The sequence below is a fragment of the Pseudomonas paraversuta genome, assembly GCF_904067025.1.
In the GTDB taxonomy this organism is placed as follows: Bacteria; Pseudomonadota; Gammaproteobacteria; order Pseudomonadales; family Pseudomonadaceae; genus Aquipseudomonas; species Aquipseudomonas paraversuta.
Genome location: NZ_CAJFDA010000001.1, coordinates 3457059 through 3473221, shown reverse-complemented (window position 1 = coordinate 3473221; position 16163 = coordinate 3457059). Strand labels below are relative to the sequence as shown.

At 57.5% G+C, this 16163-nt stretch carries 16 protein-coding genes; 7 read left to right on the top strand and 9 right to left on the bottom strand.

The annotated features are described in order from the left end of the window. Positions 1-28 precede the first annotated feature (28 nt). Positions 29-163, bottom strand: a complete 135-nt coding sequence (locus JQ848_RS22850) for a hypothetical protein (RefSeq protein ID WP_003441457.1) — start codon at positions 161-163, stop codon at positions 29-31. A 148-nt stretch (positions 164-311) separates the two neighbouring features. Between JQ848_RS22850 and JQ848_RS15755 the strand changes: the two genes are divergently transcribed. After that, entirely contained in the window at positions 312-500 is a 189-nt protein-coding gene (locus JQ848_RS15755; RefSeq protein WP_003441459.1) for a hypothetical protein, read from the top strand. Here JQ848_RS15755 and JQ848_RS15750 read toward each other — a convergent pair. Both JQ848_RS15750 and JQ848_RS15745 read right to left on the bottom strand, forming a co-directional pair. Then, a complete protein-coding gene (locus JQ848_RS15750; protein WP_127196558.1) occupies positions 497-880 on the bottom strand; it encodes a fe2+ zn2+ uptake regulation protein in 384 nt (127 codons plus the stop codon). The genes JQ848_RS15755 and JQ848_RS15750 overlap by 4 nt on opposite strands. A gap of 369 nt (positions 881-1249) precedes the next feature. Continuing rightward, positions 1250-2239: a FecR family protein gene (locus JQ848_RS15745; RefSeq protein ID WP_202210929.1), complete on the bottom strand. Its 990-nt coding sequence runs from the start codon at positions 2237-2239 to the stop codon at positions 1250-1252. 164 nt (positions 2240-2403) lie between these two features. Between JQ848_RS15745 and JQ848_RS15740 the strand changes: the two genes are divergently transcribed. After that, on the top strand, positions 2404-2685 hold the full coding sequence (locus JQ848_RS15740) for a PepSY domain-containing protein (protein WP_003441471.1): 282 nt from the start codon (positions 2404-2406) through the stop codon (positions 2683-2685). Between the two features lie 312 nt (positions 2686-2997). Here JQ848_RS15740 and JQ848_RS15735 read toward each other — a convergent pair whose 3' ends face one another. Both JQ848_RS15735 and JQ848_RS15730 read right to left on the bottom strand, forming a co-directional pair. Then, positions 2998-3252, bottom strand: a complete 255-nt coding sequence (locus tag JQ848_RS15735) for a DUF2790 domain-containing protein (RefSeq protein ID WP_003441477.1) — start codon at positions 3250-3252, stop codon at positions 2998-3000. A 284-nt stretch (positions 3253-3536) separates the two neighbouring features. Continuing rightward, positions 3537-3791: a DUF2790 domain-containing protein gene (locus JQ848_RS15730; protein ID WP_003441480.1), complete on the bottom strand. Its 255-nt coding sequence runs from the start codon at positions 3789-3791 to the stop codon at positions 3537-3539. 296 nt (positions 3792-4087) lie between these two features. Between JQ848_RS15730 and zapE the strand changes: the two genes are divergently transcribed. After that, on the top strand, positions 4088-5212 hold the full coding sequence (gene zapE, locus JQ848_RS15725) for a cell division protein ZapE (protein ID WP_037001462.1): 1125 nt from the start codon (positions 4088-4090) through the stop codon (positions 5210-5212). Positions 5213-5307: 95 nt separating this feature from the next. Here the strand turns inward: zapE and dkgB are convergent, their stop codons facing one another. The 4 genes from dkgB to JQ848_RS15705 all read right to left on the bottom strand — a co-directional run bounded on the left by dkgB (position 5308) and on the right by JQ848_RS15705 (position 10853). After that, complete coding sequence (gene dkgB / locus JQ848_RS15720) at positions 5308-6111, bottom strand: 2,5-didehydrogluconate reductase DkgB (RefSeq protein WP_161719534.1); 804 nt, start codon at positions 6109-6111, stop codon at positions 5308-5310. 175 nt (positions 6112-6286) lie between these two features. After that, positions 6287-7705, bottom strand: a complete 1419-nt coding sequence (locus JQ848_RS15715) for an efflux transporter outer membrane subunit (protein ID WP_160628208.1) — start codon at positions 7703-7705, stop codon at positions 6287-6289. 4 nt (positions 7706-7709) lie between these two features. Then, on the bottom strand, positions 7710-9680 hold the full coding sequence (locus JQ848_RS15710) for a MacB family efflux pump subunit (protein WP_127196553.1): 1971 nt from the start codon (positions 9678-9680) through the stop codon (positions 7710-7712). Further along, positions 9681-10853 carry an efflux RND transporter periplasmic adaptor subunit gene (locus tag JQ848_RS15705; protein ID WP_202210928.1) on the bottom strand — a complete coding sequence of 391 codons (1173 nt, stop codon included), beginning with the start codon at positions 10851-10853 and terminating at the stop codon, positions 9681-9683. A gap of 312 nt (positions 10854-11165) precedes the next feature. Between JQ848_RS15705 and JQ848_RS15700 the strand changes: the two genes are divergently transcribed. From JQ848_RS15700 to JQ848_RS15685, 4 genes are all read left to right on the top strand, one after another. Beyond that, entirely contained in the window at positions 11166-11645 is a 480-nt protein-coding gene (locus tag JQ848_RS15700; protein ID WP_010655807.1) for a sigma-70 family RNA polymerase sigma factor, read from the top strand. 639 nt (positions 11646-12284) lie between these two features. After that, the gene (gene mgtA / locus JQ848_RS15695) at positions 12285-15050 is read left to right on the top strand and encodes a magnesium-translocating P-type ATPase (RefSeq protein ID WP_202210927.1); all 2766 of its coding nucleotides are present in this window, start codon (positions 12285-12287) and stop codon (positions 15048-15050) included. Positions 15051-15254: 204 nt separating this feature from the next. Then, complete coding sequence (locus JQ848_RS15690) at positions 15255-15584, top strand: ANTAR domain-containing protein (protein ID WP_202210926.1); 330 nt, start codon at positions 15255-15257, stop codon at positions 15582-15584. 92 nt (positions 15585-15676) lie between these two features. Further along, positions 15677-16162, top strand: a complete 486-nt coding sequence (locus JQ848_RS15685; RefSeq protein ID WP_003441508.1) for a GNAT family N-acetyltransferase — start codon at positions 15677-15679, stop codon at positions 16160-16162. The last annotated feature ends 1 nt before the right edge of the window (position 16163 follow it).

The window sequence follows — 16163 nt, the reverse complement described above, 5'->3', positions numbered from 1 at the left end:
CCTGCGGGGCAGGCTCGGGGGTCAAGCATTAGCGGTGGTAATAACCAGGGCCGCCATCGTAGTAACGGTGATCGTGATGCCATCCGTGACCTGGGAAAAACACACAACCGCTCATGGCCAGGATGAGCAACAGCGGAACCAGCCGGGTGATTCGACGCAACATGGGTAAATCCTCAAGGTTATCGCCAGGGAGCTAAAAAGCGTCCCCGGCTGTAAGATGAGACCACGGTTGTTTCAAATCATCTCCGCAAACCCGGCATATTTGTTAAATTTCCGGCTTACATTTTTAGCCTTACTTTCAGGAACAGGTAATGACCTCTTCACAGCGCTTGAAATACTCGATTCTGATTTCACTGGTGGTTCTGGGGATCATGTTCGGCCTTTCGTACATGCAGAACGCCGGCATGATATCCGAGAAAATGTTCCAGTACATTGCCATCGGCGTGGCAGTGGTGGTGGTAGTGATCAACGGCGTGATGCGCCGCAAGACCAAGATCTAAGCCTCGATTTTGCCAGTCAATACGGCTTCAGCCTGTGGATGCAGGCTGTAGCTTTTGTCCTGGTTCAGTACCACCACACCCTCGCTGCACAGACGCTTGAGCACCTCTCGTACACTCAGAAACGACAGTGGAATATCCAGTGCCAGCAAGTGACTGTGCATGCCGCGCACCCCCAGCCGGCGATCACTTCCGGCTGTTGTCAGCAACGCATCGATGACCTTGAGCCGTACCAGGCTGGTACGCAGCCCGAAGCATTTAAGTAAGTGGCGGATCCGTTCATTGCCTTGCAACGGCGCAAGCGCTTCCAGCAACTCGGGGTCAGGCTGGAATGTGGATTCGCGATGCTGTTGGCCGTCCGTTGGCATTTGCTGGTCTCGCATGCAAAAAACTCCTTTTCAGAGCCTGATCAGGAAAATAAAAAATGCTCTCGGTTAATTAGACGAATGAGCGGTGTAAATCATGAACAGCGGAATGTAGAAAATTTGTCGTGAAATCGTCGCATTCACCCAAGGGCCCTTTACGGGCGGGTGTTTTAACCGATTATTAATTTTTTTTAATGTGCTTCGTTTTCTGTACTGGCACCTGCCGGACTGCAAAGTTCAACAGACAGCCCTGCCGAGGGACGCCCTTGAATGTGAGTTTGCAGGGGGCAGGGTGGATCCGGTTAGCGGGTGTGAATACGGGGCGCGCTGACGCCGGTCTTGCAGGCGCGGGCTTACCAGGGATGGGGGTATTTGATTGCCCCGGGGTTAGCCGCGGGGCAAAGAGCTGATCAGCGGTTTGCCGTCCTGGCCCAGGCTCAGGTACACCGGCAACACCTTGGGCAGGGAATTCACCAACTGATTGATGTCCCGGGTATTGAAGACGCCACCAATGCGCAATTTTCCGGTGGCGTTGTCGGCCAGCACCAGAGGTGTGCCGAGATAGCGATTGATCAGGGGCAAGGCGTCGGCCAGCGGCAGGTTGTCCAGCACCAGCTTGCCGTCGCGCCATGCAAGCTCCGGTGCGTTGGTGTAAGTCTGGCTGATCTGCGGTGCGTAGTCGCCGGCTTTATAGCGTGCCTGCATCCCCGGTTCGAGGCGCAAGCCGTCACTCTTCAGATTCTTGTTGCTGGTCACCAGCACCGAGCCTTCCACCAGTGTCACCCGCACCTGGTCTTCATACATCCACACATTGAACTGGGTACCGGTGACCCGGATCCGCCCTTCGGCCGCCTGCACCACAAAGGGGTGCGAGGCATCGTGGCTTACCTTGAAAAAGGCTTCACCATTTTTCAGGGAAACCCGGCGCTGGTCCTTGTAGTTGCTGAAGGTCAGTTGCGTACCGAGATTAAGTTCTGCCTGGCTGCCATCGGCCAGGGTCACGGTTTTTACGCTGTTACCTGCTTCAAGGCGCTGATAGGCGCTGGGCACCCAGCCCAACTGCCAGCCGCCATAAGCGGCCAGTGGAACCGCGATCAGGGGGATTGCGGCAGCAATGCTCAGGCGTTGCCAGGTACTGCGACGCTGTTTTTCAGGGCCCGCAGTGATTTGCGCCGGGCGGGGCAAATGTTCGCTGATATCCCAGATATCGAGCATGGCTTCGTACTCGATGGCGTGGAGAGGGTCTGCGTGCAGCCACACAGCGAATGCTTCACGCTCCTGGTTTGTGCAATCGGGCTCGTGCAAACGCATGCACCACTGAGCAGCAGCTTCGGTGATGGCATCGTATTGGGCTGGTGCGTGGCGCGTATCGCTCATTGGTTCTCCTTGAGGCCGAGCATTCTAACCCTGTGCCGGAGTTAACGAGAACCTGAGCCAGATCAAAAGCATGCCATTTAGCTCCATGGGCTGTTTTATATCTGCTACGGTTGTTCCAGTCACATTGAGTACCAGACGCAACATCAATTAATGGAGTTAAGACAATGTTGAAGAAAACCTTTGCTGCTGCGATCACTGCCGCTGTCCTGTTGAGCTCCGGCGCTGCGATGGCTGCTACTCCGGGTCCGAACTGGGCCTTCTCCGAAGAAGCAGTTCAAGTGCTTCAGGGCAAAAATGGTTACACCGTGATCAAGAAAATCGAGCTGCAAGACCCGGCTGCAGGCATCTGGAAAGCTGAAGGCCTGAAGAAAATTGACGGCGTGGAAGTCGAGGTCGAAACCACTTTTGACCATAGCGGCAAAGTGATTTCCGAGAAAAAAGACTGATTCTGACGTCTTTCACGAACCGCTGGCCAAGCGCTTCGAGCCCGACCCTGCCAGTGCAGGGTCGGGCTTTGTTTGAGATGCGGTTTTGCCGTGCCAGCCATTGCTCCCGGGTTATCTCCCGCAAGTCGCAGGCAAACTTGCCACTGACAAAGTCGCATTCTTCGCTGCTCACCAGACCCATGCCGCTACGTTGCGACATTCGCCTCGATCCCAGGTCATGCACGGCCTCGCTCATCAAATTCTGACCCTGCCAGGGCGATGACAACCAGAACCCCCGATTGTTATCGACCTCGTCCTGCAGTCGCGCCTGTATTAACCGTTACTGCAGCCGTTACCCATTGCGCGGTACTCGAGAATATGACGCTGACCCTGATGGTCTTCGTAGGTCATTTGCGCCGGAACGACTTCGCAGACGTCATCCAGAGGCGACACACTGATAACTTTCGCAATATCGAGGTTGGTGGCATAGGTGTAATGTTCTACAGCCGGTTGTTGCGCGACTTGAAGTTCATCAGCGCCCGCCAGTGTTGAAAAACCAATCAGTGCAAGAACAATCAAACTTTTCATTGTTGAGACCTTAAAACAATCACGTATCACTGACTTCAATTGCCGTGTCGGCGGGAGAAGTTATTACGCCGTCAGACGTGCGACGTAATACGAAGTACCGTGCCCTGTTTCAATGTTGTGCTGAGGGATGAACATAGAATACGCGTCTGCCGTATTGATTAAAGTCAAACCTTTGCCATGCAGTCTTTCCGGATCAGTAATAATCGGGTGTTTTGCCCGCCCAATAAAAAGCCCCCTCGAAAGAGGGGGCCCGGGGGTTGCGTCCGTGCGGAAACTGCGTGTGTCTAGCGGTTGCTGCAACCGTCGCCCATCACCTGGTATTCAAGGGTGTGACGCTGACCATGGGAGTCTTCATAGATCATTTGCGCCGGAACAACCTCGCATACATCGGGGATGCTGGACAGACTGATCACTTTCGCAATGTCCAGTTTCGACCCGTAGCTGTAGTGCTCGACCGACGAGGGTGGCTGCGTTGTACTTCCACTTGCAACGGCCAGGCTGGCAAAGCCGGCAAGGAATAACGCAATTAAAGTTTTCATGGGAGTGGCCTCTAAAGTTATCAAACTGACTCACTTCATTTGCCATGCAGGCGGAAAGAAGTTACGGCGCGAGTTAAAGAATCGATAAGCGTCGTACGAAGTGTCCTGTTGTTTCAATTACAGTTCATTACACCCATTAAATGATACGCCAATCCATCAAAGTAAAAAGGCCTGATGGCAAAATGCTCTGTTACCGCTCGGGTAACAATGTGGTGATGCCCTGGACAATTTCAAGTGCCGAAAGTCATGGCCTTGCTGGCATACTGGCGGATCTGATTCCGGAGCCCGTCATCGCAATGAATGTTGAGTCCCCCCTCAGTGCCTGGCAACAGGCCGTCGAGCAGCAAGGTTTTGTCCATGATCCGGCCCAATGGCAGGCGGTACAGGTGCTGCAACGTTGCCACGAGGCTCTGCAGCAAGGCTCCCGGGAGGTCAGGGGCGTGTATCTGTGGGGGCCGGTGGGCAGGGGGAAAACCTGGTTGATGGATCAGTTTTACCAGAGCCTGCAAGTCCCGGCGCGGCGCCAGCATTTCCATCACTTTATGCAATGGGTGCATCAGCGGCTGTTTCAACTGACCGGTACCACCGACCCGCTTAACGTTCTGGCCAAGGAGTTGGGCAAAGAGCTCAAGGTTCTGTGTTTTGACGAGCTGTTCGTCAATGACATCGGTGACGCCATAATTCTCGGGCGTTTGTTTCAGGTGATGTTTGATGAAGGGGTGGTACTGGTCTGTACCTCCAATCAACCGCCGGAGCAGCTGTATAGCCAGGGGCACAACAAAGAACGCTTTGCCCCTGCGATTAGCGCAATTCTCAAGCATATGGACATCGTCTCGGTCGACGGCACCGAGGATCATCGCTTGCATCCCGGCATCGCCAAACAACGCTATTGGGTGACCGGTCCGGGGCAGCCGAGAGTCATGCCGCCAGTGTTTGCAGAACTGACCCGGGGGCAGGCTGCCTCTGACCTGCCGATTAGCGTCGGACATCGCTCTGTGCGGGTGGTGCAAGCCAGCGACACTGTGCTGTGGTGCAACTTTCATGAGCTGTGCGAGCAGCCGTTGGCCGCCGGTGAGTTCATGGATATCTGTGACCGCTTCAAAGTGATACTGCTCAGTGATGTGCCTTGCCTGAGTGCCGAGCAACGGGAGGGCAAGATTGCCCGGGGGACCGAAGATGGCCCGGTAAAGGTCGAGGCCGGAGATCGCGAATTGCCGCAGCTGTCCAGATTCGACGACAGCGTACGACGTTTCATCGCACTGGTAGACGAGTGCTACGACCGCAAAGTACCGGTGTGCATTGAGGCGCAAGTGCCAATGAATCAGCTGTACACCCAAGGTTATCTGGAGTTTGCCTTTCGCCGCACCCTGAGCCGGCTGCAGGAGATGCAGCTACAGAGGTTCGGGACGAATCAGAAATAACGACGGCAGGGGCGAGCTTGCCTCGCGATGGTTTCAGCCGGATCGTCTGCGGGGAGCATGAAGCAAGCTCGTTCCTGCCTGTCACAGTGCAGCGGTCAATCCCACTTCGGCGCAACGCTTTGCGGGTTGGTCAGGCGATGGCCGCGATCCAGCGCTGCAATCTGCGCCATGTCTTCTTCGCTCAGGGTCAGGGTGCGGGCCTTGAAATTGCTCTCAAGATTGGCAGGCTTGGTGGATGACGGAATCACCGAGTAGCCCAGTTGCATGGCCCACGCCAGGGTCACCTGGGCGCTGGTCGCCCCATGGCGATCGGCAATGGCCTTGATCACCGGATCTTTCAGCACCTCGCCGTAGGCCAGGGTCATGTAAGACGTGATATGGATGCCTTTGCTCTGTGCGAACTCAACCAGTTTGCGGTTCTGCAAATACGGATGCAGTTCGATCTGGTTGGTGGCGATGTTTTCGGCACCGACGGCGGCAATGGCGTCTTTCAGCAGGTCGATAGTGAAGTTGGAAACCCCGATTTCTTTGGTCAGGCCCAGTTTTTTGGCTTCAAGCAGCGCGCCCATGAACTCTGCGACCGGGACTTCATTGTTCGGCGAAGGCCAGTGAATCAGGGTCAGGTCCAGGTGGTCGGTGCGCAGCTTTTTCAAACTGTCCTTGAGGCTGGCAATCAGTTTGTCGTGGGCGAAGTTGCTGACCCATATCTTGCTGGTAATGAACAGTTGATCGCGGGGTACGCCGCTCTCGGCGATGGCCTGGCCGACCTCGGCTTCGTTCTCATAGATCTGGGCGGTGTCGATGGCCCGATAGCCCAACTCAAGAGCATTTTTGACTGAATCAATCACCACTTGGCCTTTGAGGCGGAAAGTGCCGACGCCGAATGCTGGAACTGTCATGGATAACTCCTTGGGGGTCGTAAGAATCAGGCTGAGTATCCTCGCCTTTCCCAGCCGGAAAAACCGCAAGTCGGGCAAAGCACATTTAACCGCAGGGCATGAATCACTGATTGCCCCCGTCATTCAGAGTTCCATCCAGTGGCTTACCGTAACTCTTGCAGGAGCGAGCTCGCTCCTACAGGGGAGGTACATCAGGAGGAGACTGAACCTGCCAGCCGCCGCCCAATGCCTTGTACAGCGCGATGCTGGCCTGCAACCGGGCCACGCGCAATTGAACGTTCCGGTCTTGTGCCTGATACAGCGTGCGCTGGGTCTCCAGGACCGTCAGCAACATCTCGACCCCGGCTTTATAGCGTTGTTCGGCAATATCGAATGCCTGCTGCGCCTGTTTCAGTTCTTCGTCTTGCCATTGCCGTTGTCGGTCCAGGCCGCTGGCGCTGTTGAGGGCTTTTTCGACGTCGGCGAAGGCGTTGATGATGCTCCCCCTATAGATTTGCAGCAGCTCTTGCTGGTGCGCCGTGGCTTTGTCGCGCTCGGCGCTGAGGCGGCCGTTATTGAAGATCGGGGCTGCCAGCCCGGCGGCGAGGCTGTAGAGCGGACTGCGCAGGAGCTCGCTGAAACGGTCTGAGCCCGATCCCAGGCTCGCGCTGAGGGTCAGGCCGGGCAGCATGGCTGCACGGGCCACTGTGATGTCGGCCGCTGCTGCGGCGAGCCTGGCTTCGGCACTGGCGATGTCGGGGCGCCGGGTCAGCAGTGCGCTGGGCAAGCCGCTGCCAATCGATGGCCATTGCAACTGGCCGAACGCAGTGTTGCCCAGAACAAGGCTTTGCACCGGTTGCCCAAGCAGCACGGCCAGGGTAATTCGCGCCTCTTGGGCCTGTTGCTCAACCAGTGGCAATTGCCGTTGCTGGCCGGCCACCAGGCTCTTTTGCTGGGCCAGTTCCACGGCCGTGGCCGAGCCGGCGTCATAGCGGGTTTGCACAACCTGCATGACGTTCTGCGCATTGGCCAGGTTGAGCCTGGCAATGCGCAGTTGTTCGTTGAAGGCCAGGGTTTGCACATAACTGTTGGCCACGCTGCTGAGCAAGGTCAGCTCGACCGTGGCCTGATCAAACTCACTGGCCTTGAGTGCCTGCACGGCGCTGTCCCGTGCTGCGGATTTGCCGCCCCAAAAGTCCACTTCATAACTGGCGCTCAGCTTGGCATCAAAATAGTCCACGGCCTGCTTGTCATCGTTGCCATCAAGCTGGTTATAGCCCTTGCCGTGCAAGAGCTTCTGGCGATTGGCGCTGGCGCCGAATGACACTTCGGGCAGTAGCGGGGCCCCCGCGATCACGGCACTGGCCCGGGCCTGCTGCACGCGTGCGACGGCGGCTGCAAGGTCGTAGCTGCCAGCCCGGGCCTGGGCAATCAGACGGTCCAGTTCGGGGCTGGAAAAATGCGTCCACCACTGCTGATTGCCCGCTGAACTGCTCAGCGTATGGGCGCCTTGCCAGTTGGCAGGGGGGATCGGCGCAGGCTCGTTGTGGAGGCGGGTCTGGTTGCACGCACTCAGCAGCAGGCATGCGGTCAGCAGGCTCAAGGGCAGCTTCATCGAATCATTCACTGGTAAGGGCCGTGACCGGGTCGAGCCGGGCAGCCTTGCGGGCCGGCATGAAGCCGAAGATAACGCCTGTCACCAGTGCACAAGCAAAGGCACCGAGGACCGCAAACGGTGAGAACGCCACAGCTACATCGCACATCAGCAGTATCCCGCCGACCATGAAAGCCAGGGTTATACCTGCCAGGCCACCGACCACCGAGAGCATCAGGGCCTCGGTCAGGAACTGGCGCAGAATGTCGCGTTGACGGGCGCCGGTGGCCATGCGGATACCAATTTCGCGGGTTCGCTCACGGACGGTCATCAGCATGATATTCATCACCCCGATACCGCCAACCAGCAGTGAGATGGCGGCAATCGAACCCAGCATCAGCGACAGCGTATTACGGGTTCTGGCTTCGGCCTGGATCATCGCTGCATTGTTGGTGATCTCGAAATCCCGCGTGCCGTGGTGCAGTTTGAGCATCAGTTGCTCGATGGCGGTTTCAGTCTGTTTGACCTTGCTCGCATCGGTGGCAGCGATCACCACGTATTCCGGATTGTGCGTGCCGAACAGGCGCACGCTGGCAGCGGAGTAGGGCACCACGATGCGCGTGTCACTGTCGGAGTCGCCAGAGCTGGCGCCTTTTTCAGCCAGAACGCCAACCACGCGGAACGGTACGTTTTCCAGCAGGATGTACTGGCCAATGGGGTCGGGCACGTCCTTGAGGACCTTGTCACGGACCTTCTTGCCGATCACTGCGACCGCGGCGGCGGCGTCTTCATCCGCCTGGGTGAAGAAGCTGCCTTGCACCACCGGCCAGCTGAAAATCGCGGAAAAGGCGACGCCATTGCCGCCGGTATACATCGTGTGATCAAGGTTGCCATGGCGCACGCCGATTTCGGCACCGTTGACGGGCATGATCATGTGCACTTGAGGCAAGGTCGAAAGTGCCGCTACATCGTTGAGGGTGACGATGCCGGGGGGCGCACGGGGCCTGGGCGACATGCCGCTGAGGTAGATGATGTTGGAGCCGAACGCGCCCATTTGCGCCATGACCTGACGTTTGCTGCCTTCGCCAACGGCCAGCATAACCACCACCGACGCCACGCCGATGACGATACCCAGCAGCGTCAGGGCGGTGCGAAAGCGGTTGATCCACATCACCCGCCAGGCGGCCTGTACCGCGTCCACCAGTTCGCCTTTCCAGGCCCCGCGGGCTTCGCTGCCTTCATTCAGGCGTTTACGCAAATCGACGGCCTGCAAGGCGTCGGGATTCTCGGTGTGCCCACAGGGTTGAGCGTTGGCGCTGTCGCTGACCACCTCGCCGTCGCGCACTTCGATGATGCGGTTGGCCCGGGCTGCGACTTCGCGGTCGTGGGTAATCAGGATCACCACGTGACCCTGGCTGGCCAGCTCATCCAGCAGCGTCATGACTTCGGCGCCGCTGTGACTGTCCAGAGCGCCGGTGGGCTCGTCGGCGAGGATGATGTGTCCGCCGTTCATCAGGGCCCGGGCAATCGATACCCGCTGTTGCTGGCCGCCAGAGAGTTGGTGCGGGCGATTGCCGGTGCGTTCGGCCAGCCCCAGACGATCGAGCAGGGCGGCGGCGCGGGCGTGGCGTTCGGCGGCGGGCATGCCGGCATAGATGGCCGGCATTTCGACGTTTTCCTGGGCCGAAGCCGAGGGGATCAGGTGGTAACCCTGAAACACAAAGCCGAAGGCTTCACGGCGCAACCAGGCCAGTTCGTCACTGTCCAGACAGGCCACGTCTTCACCGGCGAACAAATAGCGGCCGCAGGTCGGGCGGTCGAGGCAGCCGAGAATGTTCATCAGGGTCGATTTGCCTGAGCCAGAGGCCCCGACAATCGCGACAAACTCTCCGGCATGGATCGCCAGGCTGATCCCTTTGAGTACCTGAACCTCGGGCGTGCCGTCACCCCCGTAGACCTTGCGGATCTCTTGCAGCTCGATCAAGGGAGTGGACATCTAGCCTCCGTTGCCGGTGGCCGGGCCGATGAGCAGGCGATCGCCTTCATTCAGGCCATCGAGAATTTCCACCCGCAAGCGGTCACTAATCCCGGTGCGGATCTCGCGCAATTGCAACTTGCCGTTTTTGGCCACGATACGGGCGGTTTGTCGGTCGCCTTCAGTGCTGGCCTGTAACGCAATGATGGGGGCCAGCAATACGTCTTGGGCCTGGCCGGAGACGAAGAATACCTGGGTGGTCATTTCGGGCATCAGCACTTGATCGGTGTTGTCGACATCGAGCAATACGGTGTACAGCACCACCCGGGCACTTCCGCTTTTGCCTGCGCTGGCCGGGCTGCCGCCCCCCTGGCTGGCTTCATTAAGCGGTTTGGGCGGTACGGGCAAAATCTGCCGCACTCTGCTGTTCCAGCGCCTGGTGCCACCACTCAGGGTGGTGAAATATGCGGGCATGCCCGGTTTGACGTAGCCGATATCCGCTTCCGAGACTTCAGCCCAGACGGTCATGGGGGAGAGTTTGGCTATGCGCAGAATCAAGGGTGTCTGCTGTTGGGCATTCAGGGTCTGGCCTTCGCGCGCATCCAGCGCTACCACGGTGCCGGAGATGGGGGCGTAGATACGGGTGTAGCCGAGTTCTGCCTGGTCACTGCGCAAACTGGCCCGGGCCTGACGGATTTGCGCCTGGAACATCTCGGTTCGGGCCCGGGTAGTACGCACTTCTGCGTCTGCACTTTGTACGTCTTCTTCTCGGGTGGCACCGCCTTTGGCGAGGTGCAGCTGGCGCTGATATTTCTGTTTGGCCAGATCGTGCAAGGCGCGTTGCTCTTGCAACTGGGCCTGCAGATTTTCAATCGCAAAGCGACTGGCCTCGAGTTTGGCACTTTGTGTCGCGGGGTCGATTTCGACCAGCAACTGGCCCTCTTTGACTTCAGCACCGACTTCGACATGGATTTTGTTGATTTGCCCGGAGGCCTGCGCACCCACATCGACATATTGCCGGGGCTGCAGGGTGCCCAGGGCGGTCACGCTGCTTTCAATGTCGCCGCGGGTAACAGGCACGGTGTCATAGGCTTCGCCACCCAGGGGCAGAAATGACCACGCAGCCAGGGCGCCAGCCAGCAAGCAACACAGGGCGATGAGAAGTGCGCGGCGGGTCTGTCCAGGGCGTTTCATGCAGGGTTCCGGCCAATGGAAATCGGTCCGTGATCAGGTTTTTGCAGCTGTTAAGGGCAAAAGCCAACAGCCTCGGCGAACCGACAGACACGGGGAGCTGTTGAGTAGACGAAGGTGTTGGGCGCGGATTTAACTGTTTGTTTTTATAGGTGTTACTTAATGTTTCTGTGCGATTCAAGGGCATGCATCTTAAATCTAGATGAGAATTGCTATAAATTGCATCTTCAGAAGTGCCATCATCGCGCCGCTATCGATTCGGACTGTTTCTGCGCTCATGGAATGTTGCCGCTGACGTTGCGGCCAGGAGTCATGTTGGAAAACTACTATCGTGAACTGGTCACGTTTTTGAGTGCCCGATTGGGCAATGCTCAGGCGGCCGAAGATGTCGCGCATGATGCTTACGTACGAGTGCTTGAGCGCACCAGTGATGCACCCATTGAGCAGCCCCGTGCATTTTTGTATCGCACGGCACTCAACCTGGTGATCGATGGTCATCGGCGCAACGCCTTGCGCCAGGTTGAGCCGCTGGAGGTACTGGACTCTGAGGAGCGTTTTTTCAGCCCTTCGCCGCAGGTGTTGATGGACCGCAATCAGCGTCTGGACCTGCTCCAGCGGGCGCTGGCCGAGCTGCCTGCGGCGTGCCGCGACTGCTTTTTGCTGCGCAAGCTTGAAGGCTTGTCGCATCCTGAAATTGCCGAGCGCCTCGGTGTGTCGCGAAGCATGGTGGAGAAACATATTGTCAACGCAATGAAGCATTGCCGGGTTCGTCTCAGGCAATGGGAAAGCCCCTGAATTTCGGCCCTTTATGCGCGCCGCAATACCGCCTCATATGACATTCTCCGGATGAAACTGAACCCTGCCTGAAGATCCATCTGATTCATAAAACGGCAGCCTTCCTGCGGTTTACTCTCTAAAACGCCGGGCGTAAGCTGCCGGCGTTTTCATTAATAGCGCAGGTTTTCAGTGGGTAGCAGCTCGAGTCACAGTAGTCGGCCGGTTATGAACACCGGCATATTCTCGGCAAGCTAGCGCGCAGATTCCCCTGCCGTTGTCTTGCTGACTAGCGAGAAACGGCACCTTTATCGGGTCATCCACGACCCGTCCCCGGAAGCCCTCTCATCGATACTGAAACCTGTGTGATCAATGCCCTTGGCGGCATGGTCGCGACACGCTGCGCGCGTGTGCCTTTTGGTACTCGCGCGCGCTCTTGCCGTGCCTGCTGCCTGGCTTCGTAGACCGTCAGGGGAATCGTTATGGGCAACTTTTTTATCCCGGTGCACCGGCGCCAACATCGGCCCAGGTTGCCGGGCTGTGTTCGATTGTTTGATTAAGCGCGAGCACCCGGATTCAAACCATGAACGACGGTTCCAGATCAAGGCCGTCTGCGTAGTCACTCTCAAAGGGTGAGGCAGACGGCGCAGGAGTAGCACGATGAAACTCACCCTCAAAGAATTCTTCGCCGGTTTTTTGCGCACTCGCCATATCGGCCGGCATTTCCGGCGTTTGGCCTTGCTTGATAGTTTGACCAACACCACGGTCAGCCGGGAAGTCCCGCCGACGCTGGCACAAACCCTGGTGGCTGCGGCCAACCGCGACAGCGCGGTATTGATCGACAGTCTGGGCACCCATACCGATGGCCTCAGCGAGGCCGAGGCCGAGGCGCTGCGCCAGCAACATGGGCTGAACGAGGTTGAACACGAGCAGCCACTCAGCCGCTGGGTGCACTTGTGGCATTGCTACAAGAACCCGTTCAACTTGTTGCTGACTTTGCTTGCCGCGGTCTCTCTGGCCACAGATGACATTCAGGCTGCGGTGGTGATTGGCACCATGGTGGTGTTGTCGACGTTGCTGCGTTTCTGGCAAGAAGCCAAGTCCAACAAAGCAGCGGACGCACTCAAGGCGATGGTGAGTAACACCGCCACGGTCATGCGGCGTGATTTCAATGCTGACACCACCCCGATGTTTGGCAAGTTCTCCGGCGTAACTCAGCAAATCAGAGGTGCGCAACGCATTGAGTTGCCGATCAAGCAATTGGTCCCGGGGGATTTGATTGTGTTGTCCGCGGGCGACATGATTCCGGCAGATTGCAGGGTGCTTAGCGCCAAAGACCTGTTTGTCAGCCAGGCGGCAATGACCGGTGAATCAATGCCGGTGGAGAAGTTTGCGCGGCAGTCCGACAGCCAGACCAGTAACCCGCTGGAACTGGACAATATTCTGTTCATGGGCACCAACGTGGTATCCGGCGCGGCCACGGCAGTGGTACTGACCACCGGCAACAACACTTACTTCGGCGCGCTGGCACAGCGGGTTGGCGCGACGGATCGGGGGCCGACGTCGTTTCAGACCGGGGTCAACAAAGTCAGCTGGTTGCTGATCCGCTTCATGTTTGTAATGGCGCCGCTGGTGCTGTTCATCAATGGCTTTACCAAGGGTGACTGGACCGAAGCCTTGCTGTTTGCCTTGTCGGTGGCAGTGGGCCTGACCCCGGAAATGCTGCCGATGATCGTGACCTCAACCCTGGCCAAAGGCGCAGTGTTTCTGTCACGTAAAAAAGTCATCGTCAAACGGCTGGACGCGATCCAGAACTTTGGCGCGATGGATGTACTGTGTACCGATAAAACCGGCACCTTGACCCAGGACAAAATCTTTCTCGCACGCCACGTCGATGTCTGGGGGCAAGAGTCGGATGACGTTCTGGAAATGGCCTATCTCAACAGCTACTACCAGACCGGACTGAAAAACCTGCTGGACGTGGCGGTGCTGGAGCATGTCGAGGTGCACCGCGAGTTGAATGTGGGCACAGCCTTTAACAAGGTCGATGAAATTCCTTTCGACTTCACACGGCGGCGGATGTCGGTTGTGGTGGCCGAGCAGGATCAGCCTCATCTGCTGATCTGCAAAGGCGCTGTCGAAGAAGTGCTGGCCGTTTGCAAAACCGTACGCCATGGCGAACGGGAAGAAGCCCTGAGCGATGAGTTGCTGGCGCGTATTCGCCAGGTGACCGCGGCATTTAACGAAGAGGGTTTGCGGGTGGTGGCGGTTGCTGCACGGCCAATGACTGAGAAGGGTCGTGACACTTACAGCCTGGCAGACGAGCAGGACCTGACGCTGATTGGTTATGTCGCTTTCCTTGACCCGCCAAAGGAGAGTACTGCGCCAGCACTCAAGGCGTTAGCCGAACACGGGGTCGCGGTAAAAGTTCTGACTGGCGATAACGAACTGGTCACTGCGAAGATTTGCCGTGAAGTGGGCCTGGAGCAGCAAGGGCTGTTGATGGGTAGCGACATCGAACGCATGACCGACGCTGAACTGGCGGTGGCCGTCGAAACCAGCAACGTGTTTGCCAGGCTCACCCCCACTCACAAAGAGCGCATCGTGCGCTTGCTCAAAGCCAATGGCCATGTGGTTGGCTTTATGGGGGACGGGATCAACGACGCACCTGCGCTGCGTACCGCGGACATCGGAATTTCCGTGGACAGTGCGGTGGATATCGCCAAGGAAGCAGCGGACATCATTCTTCTGGAAAAAAGCCTGATGGTGCTGGAGGAGGGTGTACTGGAAGGGCGCCGGACCTTCGCCAACATGCTCAAATACATAAAAATGACCGCCAGCTCGAACTTCGGCAACGTGTTCTCGGTGTTGGTCGCCAGTGCGTTTATCCCGTTTTTGCCTATGTTGCCGATGCACCTGCTGGTCCAGAACCTGCTGTACGACGTGTCACAAATTGCTATCCCGTTCGATAACGTCGATGAAGAAATGCTTAAAAAGCCCCAGCGCTGGCAACCCGCCGAGGTAGGGCGTTTCATGCTGTTCTTTGGACCGATCAGCTCGATTTTCGACATCCTCACGTTCGGTTTGATGTGGTACGTGTTCAAAGCCAACTCACCTGAGCACCAGACACTTTTCCAGTCGGGCTGGTTCGTGGTCGGGCTGCTGACTCAAACGCTGATCGTGCACATGATCCGGACGCCGAAAATTCCATTTCTGCAAAGCCGTGCAGCGATGCCGCTGATGGTCATGACAGGTGTGATCATGCTGGTAGGTATCTTCCTGCCAATGGGGCCGTTGGCTGGCTACTTCAAATTGCAGGCGTTGCCGCCGCTGTACTTTGTGTTCTTGCCAATGATTCTGCTGGCCTACATGGCGCTGACCCAGGCAGTGAAAGGTTTCTACATCCGCAAGTTCGGCTGGCAGTGAGGGCGTAGCAGGCAGTCTCGAACATGACACGGAGTGCCGCCTGGCGCTCCGGGGGGAGATGGCCCGAGGCTCGGCTGAGGAATCAATGACGTGACAAACGGTGTCTTGAAATGTCCCGGAGTGCACCCATTTGCGCTTTGGTGCCAGTGGTAAAGCTGGCGTGTACCGGTCTAACAGAATGCGTTTGACGATGGTTCAGACATCATGCCCACCAAGTCATTGCGAATACTGATTGCCGATGCCGATTGGGCTCAGGCTTTAAAAATAGAAAAGTCGCTTAATGCTGCGGGGTATTTCCGAATTGCCCCCTTGTATGACCTGCAGGCGTTAGTGAGCCTGTATGACGCTCAGGTCCATGATTTCGATTTACTGCTGCTCAGCCACAAGATGGCAGATGTTGCGGCTGTGGATGTCGAGGCGTATCGCAAGGACAATCAACAGTTTCGCCATGTACTGATTTACCTGGACGCCGACTGCCTTGTGCCGCAAGTCGAGGCGCTGATGCAAACCCTGGATCCCTCTGGCCACACATGACGCGGGCACTTGTCTGTGGCGCTTCAGGCACGCTAAGGTCGGGTGTCATCAAAATCGGACACCAAGAACCCAGTCGTCAAGGAATCCAAGCAATGTCGGATGTCGTGGTAGTGCAAGCAAACTATACAAACCCGGTTCACGCCCAGGCTTTGAGAGACGTATTGAATCACTATGCCAAAGACCCTATGGGCGGCGGTGAGGCGTTGTCGCCCCAGGTGCTGGAGCAGTTGCCTGCAGAGCTGGCCAAGCGTCCCCATGCGTTCAGCGTGCTGGCGTTTGTCAATGGCGAGGCGGCGGGGCTGGTCAACTGTTTTGAAGGCTTCTCGACCTTTGCCGGCAAGCCTCTGGTCAACGTGCACGACGTGTCAGTGGTCGATACATTCCGCGGTCTGGGCCTGAGCCAGCAGATGCTGCTCAAGGTCGAGGAGATTGCCCGTGAACGTGATTGCTGCAAGATCACTCTCGAGGTGCTTGAGGGCAACCCGGTCGCTCAAGGTTCCTACAGGAAGTTCGGATTTAGCGAGGGCCAGCTCAACCCGGCCCACGGTCAGATGCTGTTCTGGAACAAATATCTGTAGA

Bases quoted from the DNA above. Each gene is read 5' to 3' on its own strand.
- JQ848_RS22850 (WP_003441457.1), bottom strand. From the start codon at position 163: ATGTTGCGTCGAATCACCCGGCTGGTTCCGCTGTTGCTCATCCTGGCC.
- JQ848_RS15755 (WP_003441459.1), top strand. From the start codon at position 312: ATGACCTCTTCACAGCGCTTGAAATACTCGATTCTGATTTCACTGGTG.
- JQ848_RS15750 (WP_127196558.1), bottom strand. From the start codon at position 880: ATGCGAGACCAGCAAATGCCAACGGACGGCCAACAGCATCGCGAATCC.
- JQ848_RS15745 (WP_202210929.1), bottom strand. From the start codon at position 2,239: ATGAGCGATACGCGCCACGCACCAGCCCAATACGATGCCATCACCGAA.
- JQ848_RS15740 (WP_003441471.1), top strand. From the start codon at position 2,404: ATGTTGAAGAAAACCTTTGCTGCTGCGATCACTGCCGCTGTCCTGTTG.
- JQ848_RS15735 (WP_003441477.1), bottom strand. From the start codon at position 3,252: ATGAAAAGTTTGATTGTTCTTGCACTGATTGGTTTTTCAACACTGGCG.
- JQ848_RS15730 (WP_003441480.1), bottom strand. From the start codon at position 3,791: ATGAAAACTTTAATTGCGTTATTCCTTGCCGGCTTTGCCAGCCTGGCC.
- zapE (WP_037001462.1), top strand. From the start codon at position 4,088: ATGAATGTTGAGTCCCCCCTCAGTGCCTGGCAACAGGCCGTCGAGCAG.
- dkgB (WP_161719534.1), bottom strand. From the start codon at position 6,111: ATGACAGTTCCAGCATTCGGCGTCGGCACTTTCCGCCTCAAAGGCCAA.
- JQ848_RS15715 (WP_160628208.1), bottom strand. From the start codon at position 7,705: ATGAAGCTGCCCTTGAGCCTGCTGACCGCATGCCTGCTGCTGAGTGCG.
- JQ848_RS15710 (WP_127196553.1), bottom strand. From the start codon at position 9,680: ATGTCCACTCCCTTGATCGAGCTGCAAGAGATCCGCAAGGTCTACGGG.
- JQ848_RS15705 (WP_202210928.1), bottom strand. From the start codon at position 10,853: ATGAAACGCCCTGGACAGACCCGCCGCGCACTTCTCATCGCCCTGTGT.
- mgtA (WP_202210927.1), top strand. From the start codon at position 12,285: ATGAAACTCACCCTCAAAGAATTCTTCGCCGGTTTTTTGCGCACTCGC.
- JQ848_RS15690 (WP_202210926.1), top strand. From the start codon at position 15,255: ATGCCCACCAAGTCATTGCGAATACTGATTGCCGATGCCGATTGGGCT.
- JQ848_RS15685 (WP_003441508.1), top strand. From the start codon at position 15,677: ATGTCGGATGTCGTGGTAGTGCAAGCAAACTATACAAACCCGGTTCAC.